The organism is Streptomyces sp. NPDC058326 (genome assembly GCF_042879855.1).
In the GTDB taxonomy this organism is placed as follows: Bacteria; Actinomycetota; Actinomycetes; order Streptomycetales; family Streptomycetaceae; genus Streptomyces.
This window is the reverse complement of the sequence record NZ_JBHVZO010000002.1, coordinates 286,907-302,378: the sequence shown is the minus strand read 5'-3', so window position 1 is coordinate 302,378 and position 15,472 is coordinate 286,907. Positions and strand designations below refer to the sequence as shown.

Sequence of the window (15,472 nt, the reverse complement as noted above, 5' to 3'; positions counted from 1 at the left end):
GTGGGCGGGATCAGCAGCCGTCGTACCCGGCCGTCGGCATGGAGAGCCGCCGGTGCACCCCCGCCTTGGCCGCCGCGTCGTACGCCGGCTCCTCGGGACAGACCGTCTCGAGCCGCACCCCCCGCCGCGCGCACTCGGCGCGGAAGCCGGGCACGGAGGTCAACGCGCGGGCGAGGACCCGCTCGTTGGCGGCGACGAAGAGGTCGACCGCTCCCGCCTCCACGTCCGCCCACAGCGCGGCGTGGTCGGGCCGGATGCCGTAGAACAGCAACTGGCGGGCCACCACGTACCCCTTGTCGTCCGCCCAGCGGGCACACACCGCGTGCTGGCCGCGCGTGTCCACAAGGAAGGGCTCGCTGTCCAGCTCTTCGAGCGGGGTGAGGCTGGCGATCGCCGCCACCCGAACGTCGTCCATGGGCCGACCCTACTGCGGGACGGTACGGCCGAACATCCTCCGGCGGCCGCTCCGGACATTTACCCTCGGGAGGGAGGTATGGAACGGCCGCGCCCTCGTGGACGACGGCCGGAGCCCCGAGAACGGAAGGCGGCATGCCGGTGGAGGTCACCTGGTGGGGTCACGCGACCTGCACGGTCGAGGACTCCGGGGTCCGCTTCCTCACCGATCCGCTGTTCACCCGGCGGCTCGCCCATCTGCGGCGGCGCCGCGGAGCCCTGCCGCCGCCCGAGGCAGCGGCCGCCGAGGCCGTCCTCGTCTCACATCTGCACGCCGACCACCTGCATCTGCCGTCGCTCGCCCGGCTCGCGCCCGGGACGCTGCTCGTCGTACCGCGCGGCGCCCCCGCCGCCGTACCGGGGCTGCGCAGGCTCGACGGGAACGGGCTGCGGCTGACCGAGGTGGAGCCGGGCGACACGGTGACCGTGGAGGGCGTGACGGTACGGGCCGTGCCGGCGCTGCACGACGGACGGCGGCTGCCGGTCGGACCGCATCGCGCGCCCGCCCTCGGATACGTCGTCGAGGGCGAGGCGCGCACGTACTTCGCCGGGGACACGGGGCTGTTCGACGGCATGGCGGAGGCGGTGGGGCCGGTGGACGTGGCGCTGCTGCCGGTCGGCGGCTGGGGACCGTACCTCGGGCACGGCCACCTCGACGCGGGCCGGGCCGCAGAGGCGCTCGCCGCGCTCTCCCCCGCGGCGGCGGTGCCGGTGCACTACGGAACGTACTGGCCCATCGGGCTCGACGGTGTCCGCCCGCACGAGTTCCACGCGCCGGGCGACGAGTTCGTACGCCATGCGGCACGGCTCGCGCCGAAGGTGGCGGTGCATCTCCTCGGCCACGGTGAACGGGTGCGGCCGGAGGTCGCGCGGTGACCGACGGGTTCACCCGGATCGCGGCCGCTTTGGGGGATCTCCCGCCCGAGTCGACCCAGCAGGCGGTCGGCTATCCCTCCCTCTTCCTGCTCGTGGCGCTCGGCGCGCTGGTGCCGGTCGTGCCGACGGGCGCGATCGTCAGCTCGGCCGCGGTGGTCGCCTTCCACCAGACCTCGCCGCTCGCCCTGCTCTTCGTCTTCCTGGTGGCGGCCTTCGCCGCGTGCCTCGGCGACGCCGCCCTCTACTGGCTGGGGCAGCGCGGGGTCCGTTCCCGCAACGGCTCGCGGTGGCTCGCCGCGCTGCGGGGCCGGGCGACCCCCGAGCGGCTCGCCCACGCGCAGGAGCGGCTCGACAGCCATCAGGTGTCGGTCCTCGTGCTGTCCCGGCTCGTGCCGGCGGGGCGGATCCCGGTGATGCTGGCGTGCCTGCTCTCGGAGATGCCGCTGCGGCGTTTCGTCCGGGGGGACGTCGCGGCCTGCCTGGCGTGGGCGGCGACGTACCAGCTGATCGGCGTCCTGGGCGGTTCGCTCTTCCCCGAGCCGTGGCAGGGAGTCGTCGCGGCGGTGGTTCTCACCGTGCTGATCAGCGCGGTCCCGGCGTTGTGGCGGCGGGTCCGGGGGACGGCCCCCGCGGCGCCTTCGGGGCAGGAGCCCGCGGCTCCTTCGGGGCAGGAGTCAGGGCACGAGCACCCGTGAGCCGCCGACCGGCAGGTCCCACAGGTCCTCGCGGGGCAGGCCCGCCTTCTCCCAGGCGGTCCTGACCCGGGTGAGGGGTTCGAGGACGGGCTCGGAGGACAGGACGAACGTGGCCCAGTGCATCGGCGCCATCCGCCGCGCCCCCAGGTCCTGGTGGGCGCGGACCGCCTCCTCCGGGTCGGTGTGGACGTCCCTCAGCCACCAGCGGGGGTCGTAGGCCCCGATGGGGAGCAGTGCCAGGTCGATGCCGGGATAGCGGCGGCCGATCTCGGCGAACCAGTGGCCGTATCCGGTGTCCCCCGCGAAGTGGACCCGGCGGCCGTCCCGGTCGGTCAGCACCCAGCCGCCCCACAGGGAACGGCAGGTGTCGAGGAGGGTGCGCTTGGACCAGTGGTGGGCGGGGACGAAGTCGAAGCGGACGCCGTCGAGTTCGGCCGCCTCCCACCAGTCGAGCTCGGTCACCCGGCTGAAGCGGCGGCGGGTGAACCAGCGGCCGAGGCCGGCCGGGACGAAGACCGGGGTGTGGCGGGGCAGCCGTTTCAGGGTGGGGGCGTCGAGGTGGTCGAAGTGGTTGTGGCTGATGACGACGGCGTCGACGGGCGGCAGGTCCTCCCAGCGGACCCCGACCGGGGTGAGGCGGGCGGGCGTGCCGAAGATGCGGCGGGACCAGACGGGGTCGGTGAGGACGGTGAGCCCGCCGAGCCTCAGCACCCAGCTGGCGTGCCCCGCCCAGGTGACGGCGAGGGTGCCGGGCCCGGCGTGCGGCAGCGGGCCCGGTTCGAAGGGCAGCAGGGGGGTGTCACGGAGGGCCCCGGGGCGGGGGCGCAGTGCTCCCTCGCGGGCGAGCCGGGCCAGGGCCCCGAGCCCGGGAAGGGGGGCGGTGAGCCGGTCGGCGAACGTGCGCGGCCAGTCCGACCGCAGCCGCCCGACCGGCTGGAGGGCGGACAGGGGCGGGGGCGCTGAAGCGGGCTCGGGGGCGGTTGCGGAAGCCGTGGCCTGGGGCTGTGCGGCGCGCGCGGGCGGTGCCGTCCGTTCGGTCATCTGCGGACTCCGTTCTACGCGGGTCGGACGGGGCGTGCGGTGCGGGCGGGGCTTGCGAGGCTTGCGGCTCGTGCGGGTCGGGCTGGGCTTGCGGCTCGTGCGGGTCGGGCGGGGCTTGCGGCTCGTGCGGGTCGGGCGGGGCTTTTGGGGATCATGGCTCGTGCGGGGCTTGGCGGGCTTGCGGCTCGTGCCGTCATCGGAGTTCTTCCAGGGCTCCCCCGAACCTCGCGAGCGCCCGGGCCACATGGGGGAGTCGCAGCGGCTCCGGAGACTCCAGTGTCTCGACCCTCTCCTTCTCCGCGATTCCCAGGAACATGCCCGTGTCGAACCTGACGCGCAGCGCGCCGAGTTCGTCGCCGAATCGGTGGCCACCGGTCACCGGGGCGCCGAGCCGCTCGGTGAGATGGCTCTCCAGTTCCAGGGAATCGGTGACGCCCCGGGCGGCGAGGCCTGCCCGCAGCGGTCCGAGATCGGCGTAGAGGTGCCGGCCGGCCTGCGGCGGACGGGCGAGGGCTCCGGCGGCGAGTACGGCCTGATGCGCGGCCGCGGCGAGGCGGCCGTGGACGGCGGCCGCGAGCCCGGCCCGTACGGTGACGTCCTCGGGTTCGTCGAGGGCGTGCGCGGCGGCGGGGGCGACCGGGCCGGGGACGACGGCCCCGAGGGCGGTGAGCACGTCGAGGACGCGGGCCCTGCGGTCGGTCCAACGGTCCGCCCGGGAGGGGTCGGTGGGCGGGAAGCGGGCGACGGCGCAGGGCCAGGCGGCCGGGGTGAGGGCGCCGCCGAGGTCGCTGACGACGGTCACGTCGTCCGGGCTCATCTCGGCGGGGCTGAGGAACACGGTGTCGTGCGGGTGGTGGAGGGTGTCGCGCCAGGTCTCGTCGCTGACGACGTGCAGGCCCTCGGCGACGGCGGCCTCGCAGGCCTCGCGGACGAGTTCGGGCGGGGCGACGGTGCCGGTGGGGTCGTCGGCGACGGAGAGCAGCAGGAGGCGGGGGGTGCCACCCTCGGCGCGGATCCGGCGGACCGTCTCCAGGAGGGCGTACGGGTCGGGGACGCCGCCGCACTCGGCGGGGGTCGGCACGTGGTAGGCGGGGCGGCCGAGGAGGCGGGCCTGCGGGGTCCATCGGGCGGGGCAGGGCCGGGGCAGCAGCAGGTCGCCGCCGTGGGCGGCGATCAGGGCGAGCAGGAGGGCGGGGGCGCCGGGGGCGGCCACCACGTCCTGGGGGTGGGTGCGCAGGCCGCGGCGCCACCAGTAGCCGGCGGCCGCCTCGCGGAGGACGGGTCCGCCGCCGGGCGGTTCGGGGGCGGTCCGTCCGGCGGCGGCGGCGAGGAGTCCGGCGAGCCCGGGCAGGACGGGGAGGCCGGTGTCGGGGTCGGGAGGGCCGTACCGCACCGGGCCACGGCCGTCCGGAGCCGTCTGCCGCATGTCCCGTACCTCCTGAGCGCACGGGGGCGCCGGCACGGCACCCCCGTGCCCTTTATACGAAGTTTCGGACGTTTCCGCCGCTCCAGGCGTCGCTTCAGGCGACGGGCGGGGCGGTGACGGCGACCGGGTACCGCAGACGCCCCCGGCCGTTCGTGGCGCGTGCGACCAGGGCCGTACGGGTGACGATCCCAGAAGCTCCGCCGGGGCGGGGACGGCCGTGGTCACCACCCCACGGAGGCGTCGGCGGCGCCGAATTTCGGAGGCGCCGACGGCGCTCCCCGGCCCAGAATGCGGGATGCGGATACGTGAAGCGCTTCCCGCGGACGCGGCGGCCGTCGCCGCCGTGCACGTGCTGTCCTGGCAGGCCGCCTACCGCGACCTGCTGCCCGGCCCCTACCTGGACGCCCTGGACATCGAGGAGCGCACCGCCACCTGGCGGACCCGCCTCACCACCCCGGACCGGCCCACGGTCCTGGTCGAGACGGGCCCCGACGAGCGGGTGCGGGCGTTCTCCTGCTTCCGGGCCTGGCCGGACGAGGAGTTCGACCGGTCGACGACGGCCGAACTGGCCGCCCTGTACGCCCTGCCGGAGGTGTGGGGCACAGGGGTCGGGCGGTCCCTGCTCGCGGCCTCCACGGAGGTGCTCTTGGCGACCGGGTTCCGTACGGCGGCGCTGTGGGTGTTCGCGGGGAACACACGGGGGCGCCGCTTCTACGAGGCGGCGGGCTGGCGCCCGGACGGCGCGGCCGTGCGGGAGGAGACGGGAGGCAGGGTTCTCGGCGAACTCCGTTACAGGGCCGATCTGTTCGACTGACGCCGTCCATATACCAAGACATGGATCTCATCATTCGACATCCCTGCGTACGGTGGTGAGCACGCACCCACACCGAGGGAGTCGCTTCGATGTCGCATGCCTCCACCCCTTCCGCGCACCCCGCGGCCCATGAGACGGCCGTCTACACCCACGGTCACCACGAGTCGGTCCTGCGCTCGCACAGCTGGCGGACCGCCGCCAACTCGGCGGCCTATCTGCTGCCCGAACTGCGGGCCGGCCTCGACGTCCTGGACGTCGGCTGCGGGCCGGGCACCATCACCGCCGACCTGGCGGCGCTGGTCTCGCCCGGCCGCGTCACCGCCGTCGACGCCGCCGAGGGCGTCCTGGTGAACGCCCGTGCCGTTGCTGCCGAACGCGGCCTGGAGAACGTCGAGTTCGCCGTCGCCGACGTCCACGCCCTGGACTTCCCCGACGACTCCTTCGACGTCGTCCACGCCCACCAGGTCCTCCAGCACGTCGGCGACCCCGTCCAGGCGCTGCGCGAGATGCGGCGGGTGTGCCGCCCCGGCGGTGTCGTCGCGGCCCGCGACAGCGACTACGGGGCCTTCGCCTGGTACCCCGAGCAGCCCGCCCTCGACGGCTGGCTGGACCTGTACCACCGGGTCGCGCGGGCCAACGGCGGCGAACCGGACGCGGGGCGGCGCCTGTTCGCCTGGGCACGCGAGGCCGGCTTCACCGACATCACGACGACCGCCGCGACCTGGTGCTTCGCCACGCCCGACGAGCGGGCCTGGTGGAGCGGCCTGTGGGCGGACCGTACGACCGGCTCCGGCTACGCCGATCTGGCCGTGTCCGGCGGCCACACGACCGCCGCCGAGCTGGCGTCGATCGCGGAGGCCTGGCGGGAGTGGGGCACCCGTGAGGACGCCTGGTTCATGGTCCCGCACGGCGAGATCCTGTGCCGGGTGTCCTGACGGGGCTCCGGACTCACCGCCCTTCCACGGACGGTGGCGCCGACAAGGGGGGGGGGAAGCCCCCGACCGCGGATGCGGTCGGGGGCTTCCCCCGTTCGGTTCCGGAACGAGGGCTGGGCTCAGCCGTTGGGCCCCTGGGGCCACACACCGTCGGTGAGACGGTCCTTGAGATTGATGTTGTGGCGCTCCTTGCAGACCAGCTTCTGGAGGTTGAACGTCTGCCGACTCCAGGTACGCTTGGCTTCTCCGGCCTTCACCCCCGCGACAGCGAGGGCCTTCGAGCCGGTTGTTGTGGCGTCCTGGTGGAGGTAGAGGTTCTCACCCTTCTGGGAGATGCCTGAGCAGGCCCATCACTCACAAGAACTCCCGCGGTCACCGGACGAGGTCCCGCAAGGCTGGCAACCGCCGTTGGCCCGTCGTCGGTTGCCACCCTGCCCACGACGGGCGGCGGGGGCGGCTCGTCCGTGAAGGCCGGAGCCGGGGGCAGCTCGAAGAATTCACAGAGGCAGACCTCACAGGTTCCCGAGAACCGGGGTGCCCCGTGACGGAAACGCGGATGCCCGCACCGGCACTCCTGTGTCGCCCACGCGGCCATCCCCGGACCTCCGGTCCCTCACGGTCTCCGCCCGTCCAGGGTAGCGACCGCGCCCCCGGACCGCCCCCGCCCTCAGCTCGGTCGCATCGTGAACTCATAGTCCTCCGGCAGGAGTTCGCCGCGTCGGGCTCCGCCGGTCCCAGGGCGCGGGGACGGCCGGAAATTCCCGGCGGATCGGACGGCCGCCGCCGTAGGGTGGAGGGTCGGCGCGCCGTCGGGCGGCCGGAGAACCAGGGCGCGGGGAGTACGAGGAATGGGCACGCAGCACACCTACCGGGTCATCGTGCGCGGCACGTTCGACGGTCTGTCGGAGGAGAGCCGGGCCCGGCTGCTCGCCGAGGTGGACGCGCACGGGCTGACCGCGATGCAGTTCACGGAGGAGGGCTCGCTCAGCTACGACAGGACGCTGAAGCACTTCTCGTACCGCCTGGTCGTCGTCTCCGACGCCGCGGACGGCGAGGAGATGGCGGGCGCGCTCGCGGAGGACCGGGTGGAGACCGCGCTCGGGGAGCTCGGGCACGGATTCAGGGCGCTGCGGTCGACGGTGACCGACCTCGACACGATGAAGATCAACTACAAGCGCTGAGCGATTCGGGTCGGGCGGTGGGGTACGGGGGCGGACCGCTCAGCGTCGCGCCATGCGCACCCGGGGCGGACAGCTCTCCCCCTTCCGTACGACTCCGATCATGACGGTGGTGCGGCGGTCGAGGCCCGTGCCCGCCGCCGGGTACTGCGTGCACACCTGCCACCGTGGCGGCCAGAGGATCCGCCGGTCCCGTCCGCTCACGTCGTGGACGTCGATCCGGGTCCGGCGGTCCAGACGGGTGAAGACCTGCCAGAGGCCCCGGCCGAGGAAGTCCGGCACCGGGTGGGTCCCGGCGTCGCCGGGTGCGGCCGTGGCCGTCTCCTCGGTCGAGCTGACGGCGAAGGCGGCGAGCGCGAGGACGGCGCCCGCGCCCACGACGGCGCGCCGCCTCACTTCCGCCTCCGGGCGGCGACGTAGAAGCCGCAGGCCGCGCCGAGGATCGCGGTCGCGAGCAGGGCCAGGTAGAGCGGCATGGTGACTTCGGGAATCAGGAGCCGGATCTTGACCTCGCGGGTGTTCTGGAAGATGAAGACGAGGGTGATGATCGCGAGCGCGGCCATCCCGATGCGGCCGGGGGTGAGGGATTCGGTGAACCGGGACCTGCCCCGGCCCGTTGTCCGTGACGTCTCCTGGGGACTCATGCCCGGCCCTCTCCTCCGTCGTGCCGTCGGCCGTACCCGGCCACCGCCGTGGGACCAGAATGGGGGGAGCGGGGCGTCACCGTGACGGCGAGGAGAGCCGTACGGGTGACTTGTCAGACAACGTGGGCCGACTACCGTGGTGCCGGACACCGCCGGAGCCTGGTGTACGGACCCCCGGGGCCCTGCACCGGATCCGACCGGATCCACCGGAATCGAGACGAGGAGCGGCCGTGGCGGTCAGCGGACAGCGGCGGCGACCGGTCGTGGCCCTCTACGAGCGGATCGCGGACGCCGTTCACGACGGCACGTACCCGCCGGGCTCGACGCTCCCCTCCGAGCCCAGGCTCGCCGCGGAGCTCGGCGTGAGCCGGCCCGCCCTGCGCGAGGCGCTGCTGCTGCTGCAGGAGGACGGCCTGCTCTCCGTACGGCGCGGGGTGGGCAGGACCGTCAACGACCGCCCGCCCCGGCGCGGCTTCGAGCACGTCCAGCCGCTGGAGGAGCTGATCGGCGTGGGGGCGCCGCTGCGGGTGCGGGCACTGCTCCGGACGGTCGAGGAGCCCACCGACTTCACCACCCAGCATCTCCTCGCGCCGGCCCGTGCCGAGCTGCGGTTCTGGGAGTCCGTGCTGACCGGTGAGGGTACGGCGGCCGCCCTCAGCCACGAGTGGGCGGCGGCCGACGAGCTGCTCGACCGGGTGCACCCCGAGTTCGCACGGGCCCTGCGGGCGACCGAGGCGGACACCCCGACGGAGGCGGACATTCCGGCACGCGCGGACACCCCGGCGCGGGCCGTGGTCGCCGGGCGCGGACCAGCGTCCTCCATGCTCTCGGTCCTCCTCGGGGCCTCACGCGAGACGGCCCTGAGCGCGCGCAGCGGGATCACGGCGACGCTGCTCGGACGGCGGCGCGGAGAGCAGCTGGGACGCCCGGCGGACACCCCCGCGGTGCTGGTCACCCAGGTCGTGCGGGTCGGGCAGGTCCCGGTCCTCGCGGCCAAGCACATGCTCCCGACGGGCGCCCCCGCCCTGCCGGTGCTCCAGTCCCACTGACCACCGTTTCGGCCGTGCTCACCACCGCCTCCGGGCCCCGCGCGCGGGCCGTCACAGCGCACCCCTCCGCCGTCGCGTACACTTCCCCGCCATGCACTTGTCTGACAACTCTGCCACGCCTGCCGCCGCCACCGTCTCCGAGTGGATCCGCCGGGCCCCCAAGGCCGTCCTCCACGACCACCTCGACGGCGGACTGCGCCCCGCGACCATCGTCGAGCTGGCGCGGGAGTGCGGCTACACCGCGCTGCCGACCGAGGACCCGGCCGCGCTCGCGGTCTGGTTCCGGGACGCCGCCGACTCCGGTTCGCTGGAGCGCTACCTGGAGACCTTCGCCCACACCTGCGCGGTCATGCAGACCCGTGAGGCGCTCACGCGCATCGCGGCCGAGTGCGCCGAGGACCTGGCGGCGGACGGCGTCGTCTACGCGGAGATCCGTTACGCCCCCGAGCAGCACCTCCAGGGCGGGCTGAGCCTCGACGAGGTCGTCGAGGCGGTCAACGACGGCTTCCGTGAGGGCGAGCGCCGCTCCGGCGGCCGCATCACCGTCCGTACCCTCCTCACCGGCATGCGCCACACCGACCGTTCCCTCGAGATAGCGCGGCTCACGGTCGCGCACCGGGACAACGGCGTGGCCGGCTTCGACATCGCGGGCGGCGAGATCGGCAACCCGCCGGCCCGTCACCTCCCCGCCTTCCAGCATCTGAAGCGGGAGAACTGCCACTTCACGATCCACGCGGGCGAGGCGGTCGGCGCCGAGTCGATCCACGAGGCCGTGCAGGTCTGCGGCACCGAGCGGATCGGCCACGGCGTGCGGATCACGGACGACATCGCCGAGGACGGCACGCTGGGCCGACTGGCCTCGTACGTCCGGGACAACCGCATCGCCCTGGAGGTCTGCCCGACCTCCAACCTCCAGACGGGCGCGGCGAAGGACTACGCCTCGCACCCGATCGACGAGCTGCGCCGGCTCGGCTTCCGGATCACGCTCAACACGGACAACCGGCTGGTCTCCGGCACCACCATGAGCGAGGAGTTCCAGCACATGGTCGACGCCTTCGGATACGGCCCCGAGGTCTTCGAGGAGTTCACGGTCGCCGCCCTCGAAGCCGCCTTCCTGCCGCTGCCGGAGCGGCAGCGGCTGATCGACGAGGTGGTCCGCCCGGGGTACGCGGCGCTCTGACCGCGCCCGGGGGCGGGTCGCGCCGACTACCCGTCCGGCAAGCGGGGGGTGCGTCGGCTCCCCCGCCCAGGAACCTGGGGGCACGTCGGCTCCCCCACCCCGGGGCCTCGGGGCCGCGTCGGCTCCCCCACCCGCAACCGGGGGGCCGGTCGCGTCGCTACCCCACCCGCCCCTTGACCAGGGGCAGTTCGAGCGTCCCCGTGTCCTCGGGGGCGCTGACGACGGTGACCGGCTTGATGCCCCGGTTGCCGGAGTACGCCGTGTCGCTGGCCGCGATCACCAACTCAAGGCGGTGGCCGGTCTCGTACCGGTGGACGACGGCGGGCAGTTCGACGGTGAACGGGCGGGTGACGTCCGGCACCCGTACCGGCGCGACGAGCCGGTTGACGAGGGTCTTCGTCCCGTCGGGCGCGATGTCGTAGAGCTTGGCGAAGAGCACCAGCTTGTCGGCGGCGTCGCCGGAACCCTGGACCCGCTCGGTCGCGGGCGAGACCACCTTCAGGGTGGCCCTCGGCGCGCCGACCAGGTCGACGGGTGCGTCGAGCGGGGCGCTGGTCCAGCCGAGGTAGGTGCCCGGGGTGTCGTACGGCCGGGGGTCGGGCAGGCCGATCGTCCCGGCGAGCGAGGACTCCGAATGGCTCGTCGGCACCAGCCAGTTGCTGTACCGCCGGGAGCCCTCGGCGACCTTCGTACGGTTGTCGACGAGCTTGCCGTCGCCGGAGAGGTACAGCCGCTGGCTGAGCGCCGGGACCCGGGCCGCCGTGCCGTATCCGCTCTGCCAGTCGCGGTACCAGGCGAAGGCGGGGCCGGTGTCCGCGGTGGGGTTCTCGCGGAGGTGGCGGTCGAACCAGCCGAGGACCCGCTGCCCGACGTAGCTGCTCTCCAGGTTGCCCTGCCCGAGGTCGAGCTCGCCGGGCTTCTGTCCGCCGCTGTGGCCCCAGGACTGCCAGATCATCCGGGTGTCGACACCCCGCTCGCGCAGCCGGTCGTAGGTGGCCCGTGCCTCGTTGAGGTTGAAGAGGGTGTCGGCCTGACCCTGGACGATGAGCGTGGGGGCGGTGATCCGGTCCACGTACGAGACGGGGGAGACGCTCCGGGCGTAGGCGAGCATCTTCTCCGTCTCGGCCTTCGGGTAGCGGCCCGAGTTGAGGAGCCGCACGGTGTCGCAGGCGTCGGTGACGAAGTGCAGGCAGCCGAGCGAGTTGATCCGGCTGGGGTCGAGGGAGGGGACGAGCAGCGGCTGCCCCTCCCCCATCAGGTAGAAGCCGTTGGCCCACTGCCATTTGAAGACGCCGGGAGTCTCGCGGTCCGCGGCGTTGGGGGCGAGGGAGTACGCGAGGTCGTTCCAGGTGATGAGGGGGACGAGGGCGTCGATCCGGTGGTCGACGGAGGCGGCGGCGAGCTGCACCGCGCCCCCGTACGAGCCGCCGATCATGCCGACGCGCGGGTCTCCGGCGCCGTCCCGGGTGACGAAGTCCGCGCGGGTTCCGTCGTCCGCGGCGAGGCCGCCGGCGAGGAAGTCGACGAGTCGGGAGGCGGCGCGGCCGTCGATCTCCGGGTCGTCGAGGGAGATCAGGCAGCCGGACTTCCCGAAGCCGAGGCCCGAGTAGACGAGGCCGACGTAGCCGCGCGCCGCGAAAGCCCTGCCGATGGCGCCGGTGGAGCCGTCGCTCTTGCTGCCGCCGAAGCCGTTGGTGGCGAGCACGGCGGGGGCGGGGTGCGCGGCGTCCACGCCCGCGGGCCGGTAGAGGTCGGCGTCGACGGCACAACTCCGGCCGCCCGCCTGGACGGTGAACCGGAGCGGGGTGACGGTGTACGCGCCGGTGCCGGTCTCCGCATCCGCTCCGCTCGCGGGCGCGGCGAGAGTCAGGGGGGCGGCGAGCGCGGCCGCACCGGCCACGAGGGCGAGGGTCTTGCGGGAACGGGGCACGGCACGGGACACAGAGACCTCCACGCTGAGGACGACGCCGAAGACCCGGGCATCTACCGACTGGTAGGTACGGGCAGCGCCCATGCTGTGACACGTGTCAAAGCCCGTCAACGCTCCCGGCAGAGGTTGTTGACGGAGATTCGGTGAAGGCCGCGCACCGGAAGGCGCGTCTCGCGTCGTTCAGCGCAGGGCCGGTACGTCGAGGGTGAGCGTGCCCCCGTCCGCGTCGAGCGTCCCGGGCAGTCCGAGCGGCATCGTGAGGGCCGTCGCGCTGTGCCCGAAGCCCATCTCCTCGACGACGGGCACGCCGAGCCCGCCGAGCCGGTCGGCGAGCACCGCCCGCACCTCCTCGTACGGCCCGCACTCCTCCCAGGAACCGAGGCCGATGCCGGCGACCCCGTCGAACCAACCGGCGCGCAGCAGTTGGGTGAGGACCCGGTCGAGCCGGTACGGCTCCTCCCCCACGTCCTCCAGGAGCAGCAGCCCGCCGTGCGCGGAGGGCCGGCCGTGCGGGGTGCCCAGGTCCGCGGCGAGGAGGCTGACGCAGCCGCCGAGGGTCACTCCCCGGGCCCGGCCCGGCACCAGGGCCCGCGCCGTCTCCAGGCCGAGGGTCCTCACCGACTCGGGCTCGAACAGGGTGGCCCGCAAGGACTCCTGGGTGTGCGGGTCCGTGAGGAAGGTGCCGGCGGCGACCATCGGACCGTGCAGGGTGGCGAATCCGGCCCGGACGGCGAAGGCCTCGTGCAGGGCGGTCACGTCGCTGTAGCCGACGAACGCCTTGGGCCCGGCCTCCGTGATCGCCCTCCAGTCGACGAGGTCGGCCATGCGCTGCGCCCCGTACCCTCCGCGCGCGCAGATGACGGCGGAGACCGAGGGATCGCACCAGGCTTCCGTGAGGTCCCGGGCCCGCGCCCGGTCGGCGCCCGCGAGGTGTCCGAGGGCGGGATGGGTGTCGAGGACGTGCGGGGCGACCACGGGGTCCAGGTCCCAGCCGCGCAGGACGTCGAGCCCCGCCCGCAGCCGCTCCTCCGGGACGGGCCCGCAGGGGGCGACGACGGCGACCCGCGCCCCTGGCCGGAGCCGCTCGGGCCGGGTGAGCGGGCCGGCGTGCGGCCCGGCCCCGACAGCCCCACCGGCGGCGGGACCGGCCGCGCGACCGACCGCCGGGCCGGCGGCAGGTGACCCGGCCACCGATCCCGTCGCCGGACGAGCGGCCGTTCCCGTCATGTGCGGTACTCCAGGCCGGGAACGTCCGTCCGCTCGACACCGAACACCCGGGCGTACAGGGAGAGTTCGGCCTCCAGCGCGCGCACCAGGGTGTCGGCCCCGCGGAAGCCGTGGCCCTCGCCCTCGAAGGCGATGTAGGCGTGCGGGACGCCCCGGCCGGCCGTGGCCGCGAGGAACCGCTCGGCCTGCGCGGGCGGGCAGATGACGTCGTCGAGCCCCTGGAGCAGCAGGAAGGGGGCCGTGACGCGGTCGACGTGCTCGATCGGGGAGCGCTCCTTGTACCGGGCGGGCACCTCTTCGAGGGCGCCGATGAGGCCGTACAGGTACTGGGACTCGAAGTCGTGGGTCTCGTCGGTCGCCCAGCCCCGCAGGTCGAGGATGGGGTAGATGATCGTGCCGCAGGCGTACACGTCGGTGGCGACGAGGGAGGCTGCGGTCGTCCAGCCTCCGGCGCTGCCGCCGCGCACGGCGAGGCGGGCCGGGTCGGCGGTGCCTTCCGCCGCGAGGGCCTCGGCGACGGCGGCGCAGTCCTCGACGTCGACGACACCCCACTGTTCGCGCAGCCGCTCCCGGTACGCGCGGCCGTAGCCCGTCGAACCGCCGTAGTTGACCTCGGCGACGCCGATGCCCCGCGAGGTGAAGTAGGTGATCTCCAGGTCGAGGACGAGCGGCGCGTGTCCGGTGGGGCCGCCGTGCGCCCAGATGACGTAGGGCGGCCGTTCGCCCTCCGGCCCGGTGAACGCGGGGTGGTGGGGCGGGTAGATCTGCGCGTGGATGTCCCGGCCGCCGGGTCCCGCGAAGGTGCGGACCTGCGGCTCGGGGTGGTAGGCGGGATCGACGGCGTCGGTGTGGGCGGCGCCGACCACCCGGGTGCGGCCGGTGCGGGTGTCGAGCTCGACGAGTTCGTACGAGGTGTGCGGTCCCGCGGCGACGCCGACCGCACGGGTGCCGTGGGCGGCGAGCGTCGAGGCCCACTCGGTCCAGGGGCCCACGGCGTCGACGAGTGTGCCGCGCTCGGGGTCGAGGATGCCGAGGGTGGTGCTCCCCTTCCCGTGGACGACGGCGATCAGACCGTCCTCCAGGGGGGTGAACCAGTTCAGTCCGATCTTCCAGAGCGGTCCGCCGAACTCCTCGGCCCGGGGGCAGAGCGCGAGCGGTTCTCCCACCCCGCCGTCCGCGTCTACCTCCGCCCGGTAGAGGTTCCACCAGCCGGTGCGGTCGCTCACGAGGAGCAGCCGTCCCGCCGTGTCCCATTCGACCTGGGGGATCGACTCCGCGGGCCCGCCCGCGACGGCCCTCGCACCCCGGAAGGTGCCGCCGGGGCCGAGCTCGGCGAGCATGACCTCGGTGCCGTCCCAGGGCATCCGGGGATGGTCCCAGGCGATCCAGGTCACCCGCCGTCCGTCCGGGGAGAGCCGGGGCCCGGTCACGAACCGGTGGCGTCCGTCGGACAGTTCGCGTACCGCCGCGCGGTCGTCGGCGGCCGATCCGTCCAGGGGCACGGCGGCGAGCACCCGGCGCACATCGGTCGGAGCGGGTCCGGTGAACTCCTCGAGGACGCACCAGACCTCGCCCCGGTCGAGGTGGATCACGGGGTCCGCCCAGCGCAGGCCGCCGCCGACGTCCGAGACGGGGGTGAGGGGCCGGGGCCCGGCGCCGGGGCCGGAGTCCGGCTCGTACGCGTAGAGGCGCTGGTCCGGGAAGTGGCCGAACACGACGAGCGGTCCGTGCTCCGGCCGTGCGGCCGCCGCCCAGGGCCGGCCGCCGTACTCGATGACCCGGCTGCGGACGTTCCACGGGGCGGGCAGCACGCTCTCCTCGGTGCCGTCGGCGCGCCGTCTGACGAGGGCGCGCCTGCCGCCCTCCGCGGGGCGCGGCGCGGTCCACCACAGTTCGTCGCCGACGGCGCCGAGGTACTCGGGCCGCCCGTCGTGCGCGGCGGCGAGCGCCGCGTCGACCGGTGACGGCCAGCTGCCGTAGGCTGCCGTGCTCTTCATACGACTTCCCCCGGTCCCGGTGTCGCG

The 15,472-nt window shown here is 74.4% G+C and carries 16 protein-coding genes; 7 read left to right on the top strand and 9 right to left on the bottom strand.

Features of this window, described 5'->3' with window-relative positions; genetic code table 11:
- Positions 1-10 precede the first annotated feature (10 nt).
- Positions 11-415 carry a hypothetical protein gene (locus tag ACFVYX_RS04140; protein ID WP_389679744.1) on the bottom strand — a complete coding sequence of 135 codons (405 nt, stop codon included), beginning with the start codon at positions 413-415 and terminating at the stop codon, positions 11-13.
- Between the two features lie 134 nt (positions 416-549).
- Here ACFVYX_RS04140 and ACFVYX_RS04135 point away from each other — a divergent pair, with 134 nt between their 5' ends.
- Complete coding sequence (locus ACFVYX_RS04135) at positions 550-1,329, top strand: MBL fold metallo-hydrolase (protein WP_389679743.1); 780 nt, start codon at positions 550-552, stop codon at positions 1,327-1,329.
- A complete protein-coding gene (locus tag ACFVYX_RS04130; RefSeq protein WP_389679742.1) occupies positions 1,326-2,024 on the top strand; it encodes a DedA family protein in 699 nt (232 codons plus the stop codon). The genes ACFVYX_RS04135 and ACFVYX_RS04130 overlap by 4 nt, the downstream gene beginning before the upstream one ends.
- Here ACFVYX_RS04130 and ACFVYX_RS04125 read toward each other — a convergent pair.
- Positions 2,004-3,065, bottom strand: a complete 1,062-nt coding sequence (locus ACFVYX_RS04125; protein ID WP_389679741.1) for an MBL fold metallo-hydrolase — start codon at positions 3,063-3,065, stop codon at positions 2,004-2,006. The genes ACFVYX_RS04130 and ACFVYX_RS04125 overlap by 21 nt on opposite strands.
- Before the next feature lie 193 nt (positions 3,066-3,258).
- The gene (locus ACFVYX_RS04120; protein WP_389679740.1) at positions 3,259-4,491 is read right to left on the bottom strand and encodes an aminotransferase class I/II-fold pyridoxal phosphate-dependent enzyme; all 1,233 of its coding nucleotides are present in this window, start codon (positions 4,489-4,491) and stop codon (positions 3,259-3,261) included.
- Positions 4,492-4,786: 295 nt separating this feature from the next.
- On the opposite strand from ACFVYX_RS04120, the gene ACFVYX_RS04115 reads away from it, so the two are divergent.
- Both ACFVYX_RS04115 and ACFVYX_RS04110 read left to right on the top strand, forming a co-directional pair.
- Positions 4,787-5,305, top strand: coding sequence for a GNAT family N-acetyltransferase (locus ACFVYX_RS04115; RefSeq protein WP_389679739.1), 519 nt, complete (start codon positions 4,787-4,789; stop codon positions 5,303-5,305).
- A gap of 89 nt (positions 5,306-5,394) precedes the next feature.
- Positions 5,395-6,240 (top strand): methyltransferase domain-containing protein, encoded by an 846-nt coding sequence (locus ACFVYX_RS04110; RefSeq protein WP_389679738.1) that lies wholly within the window; start codon positions 5,395-5,397, stop codon positions 6,238-6,240.
- 119 nt (positions 6,241-6,359) lie between these two features.
- Here ACFVYX_RS04110 and ACFVYX_RS04105 read toward each other — a convergent pair whose 3' ends face one another.
- Complete coding sequence (locus ACFVYX_RS04105; protein WP_389679737.1) at positions 6,360-6,497, bottom strand: hypothetical protein; 138 nt, start codon at positions 6,495-6,497, stop codon at positions 6,360-6,362.
- 591 nt (positions 6,498-7,088) lie between these two features.
- On the opposite strand from ACFVYX_RS04105, the gene ACFVYX_RS04100 reads away from it, so the two are divergent.
- Positions 7,089-7,421, top strand: a complete 333-nt coding sequence (locus ACFVYX_RS04100) for a DUF6204 family protein (RefSeq protein WP_389679736.1) — start codon at positions 7,089-7,091, stop codon at positions 7,419-7,421.
- A 39-nt stretch (positions 7,422-7,460) separates the two neighbouring features.
- Here ACFVYX_RS04100 and ACFVYX_RS04095 read toward each other — a convergent pair whose 3' ends face one another.
- Complete coding sequence (locus ACFVYX_RS04095) at positions 7,461-7,814, bottom strand: hypothetical protein (RefSeq protein WP_389679735.1); 354 nt, start codon at positions 7,812-7,814, stop codon at positions 7,461-7,463.
- A complete protein-coding gene (locus ACFVYX_RS04090) occupies positions 7,811-8,062 on the bottom strand; it encodes a lipopolysaccharide assembly protein LapA domain-containing protein (protein ID WP_389679734.1) in 252 nt (83 codons plus the stop codon). Before ACFVYX_RS04090 ends, ACFVYX_RS04095 begins: the two co-directional genes overlap by 4 nt.
- Before the next feature lie 230 nt (positions 8,063-8,292).
- Between ACFVYX_RS04090 and ACFVYX_RS04085 the strand changes: the two genes are divergently transcribed.
- Both ACFVYX_RS04085 and ACFVYX_RS04080 read left to right on the top strand, forming a co-directional pair.
- On the top strand, positions 8,293-9,111 hold the full coding sequence (locus ACFVYX_RS04085; protein ID WP_389679733.1) for a GntR family transcriptional regulator: 819 nt from the start codon (positions 8,293-8,295) through the stop codon (positions 9,109-9,111).
- 91 nt (positions 9,112-9,202) lie between these two features.
- Complete coding sequence (locus ACFVYX_RS04080) at positions 9,203-10,291, top strand: adenosine deaminase (protein ID WP_389679732.1); 1,089 nt, start codon at positions 9,203-9,205, stop codon at positions 10,289-10,291.
- A 157-nt stretch (positions 10,292-10,448) separates the two neighbouring features.
- On the opposite strand, the gene ACFVYX_RS04075 is transcribed toward ACFVYX_RS04080, so the two are convergent.
- The 3 genes from ACFVYX_RS04075 to ACFVYX_RS04065 form a co-directional block, all read right to left on the bottom strand.
- Positions 10,449-12,245 (bottom strand): CocE/NonD family hydrolase, encoded by a 1,797-nt coding sequence (locus tag ACFVYX_RS04075; protein WP_389680039.1) that lies wholly within the window; start codon positions 12,243-12,245, stop codon positions 10,449-10,451.
- A gap of 156 nt (positions 12,246-12,401) precedes the next feature.
- The gene (locus ACFVYX_RS04070) at positions 12,402-13,448 is read right to left on the bottom strand and encodes an LD-carboxypeptidase (RefSeq protein ID WP_389679731.1); all 1,047 of its coding nucleotides are present in this window, start codon (positions 13,446-13,448) and stop codon (positions 12,402-12,404) included.
- Positions 13,445-15,445 (bottom strand): S9 family peptidase, encoded by a 2,001-nt coding sequence (locus ACFVYX_RS04065; RefSeq protein WP_389679730.1) that lies wholly within the window; start codon positions 15,443-15,445, stop codon positions 13,445-13,447. The genes ACFVYX_RS04070 and ACFVYX_RS04065 overlap by 4 nt, the downstream gene beginning before the upstream one ends.
- Between the last annotated feature and the right edge of the window lie 27 nt (positions 15,446-15,472).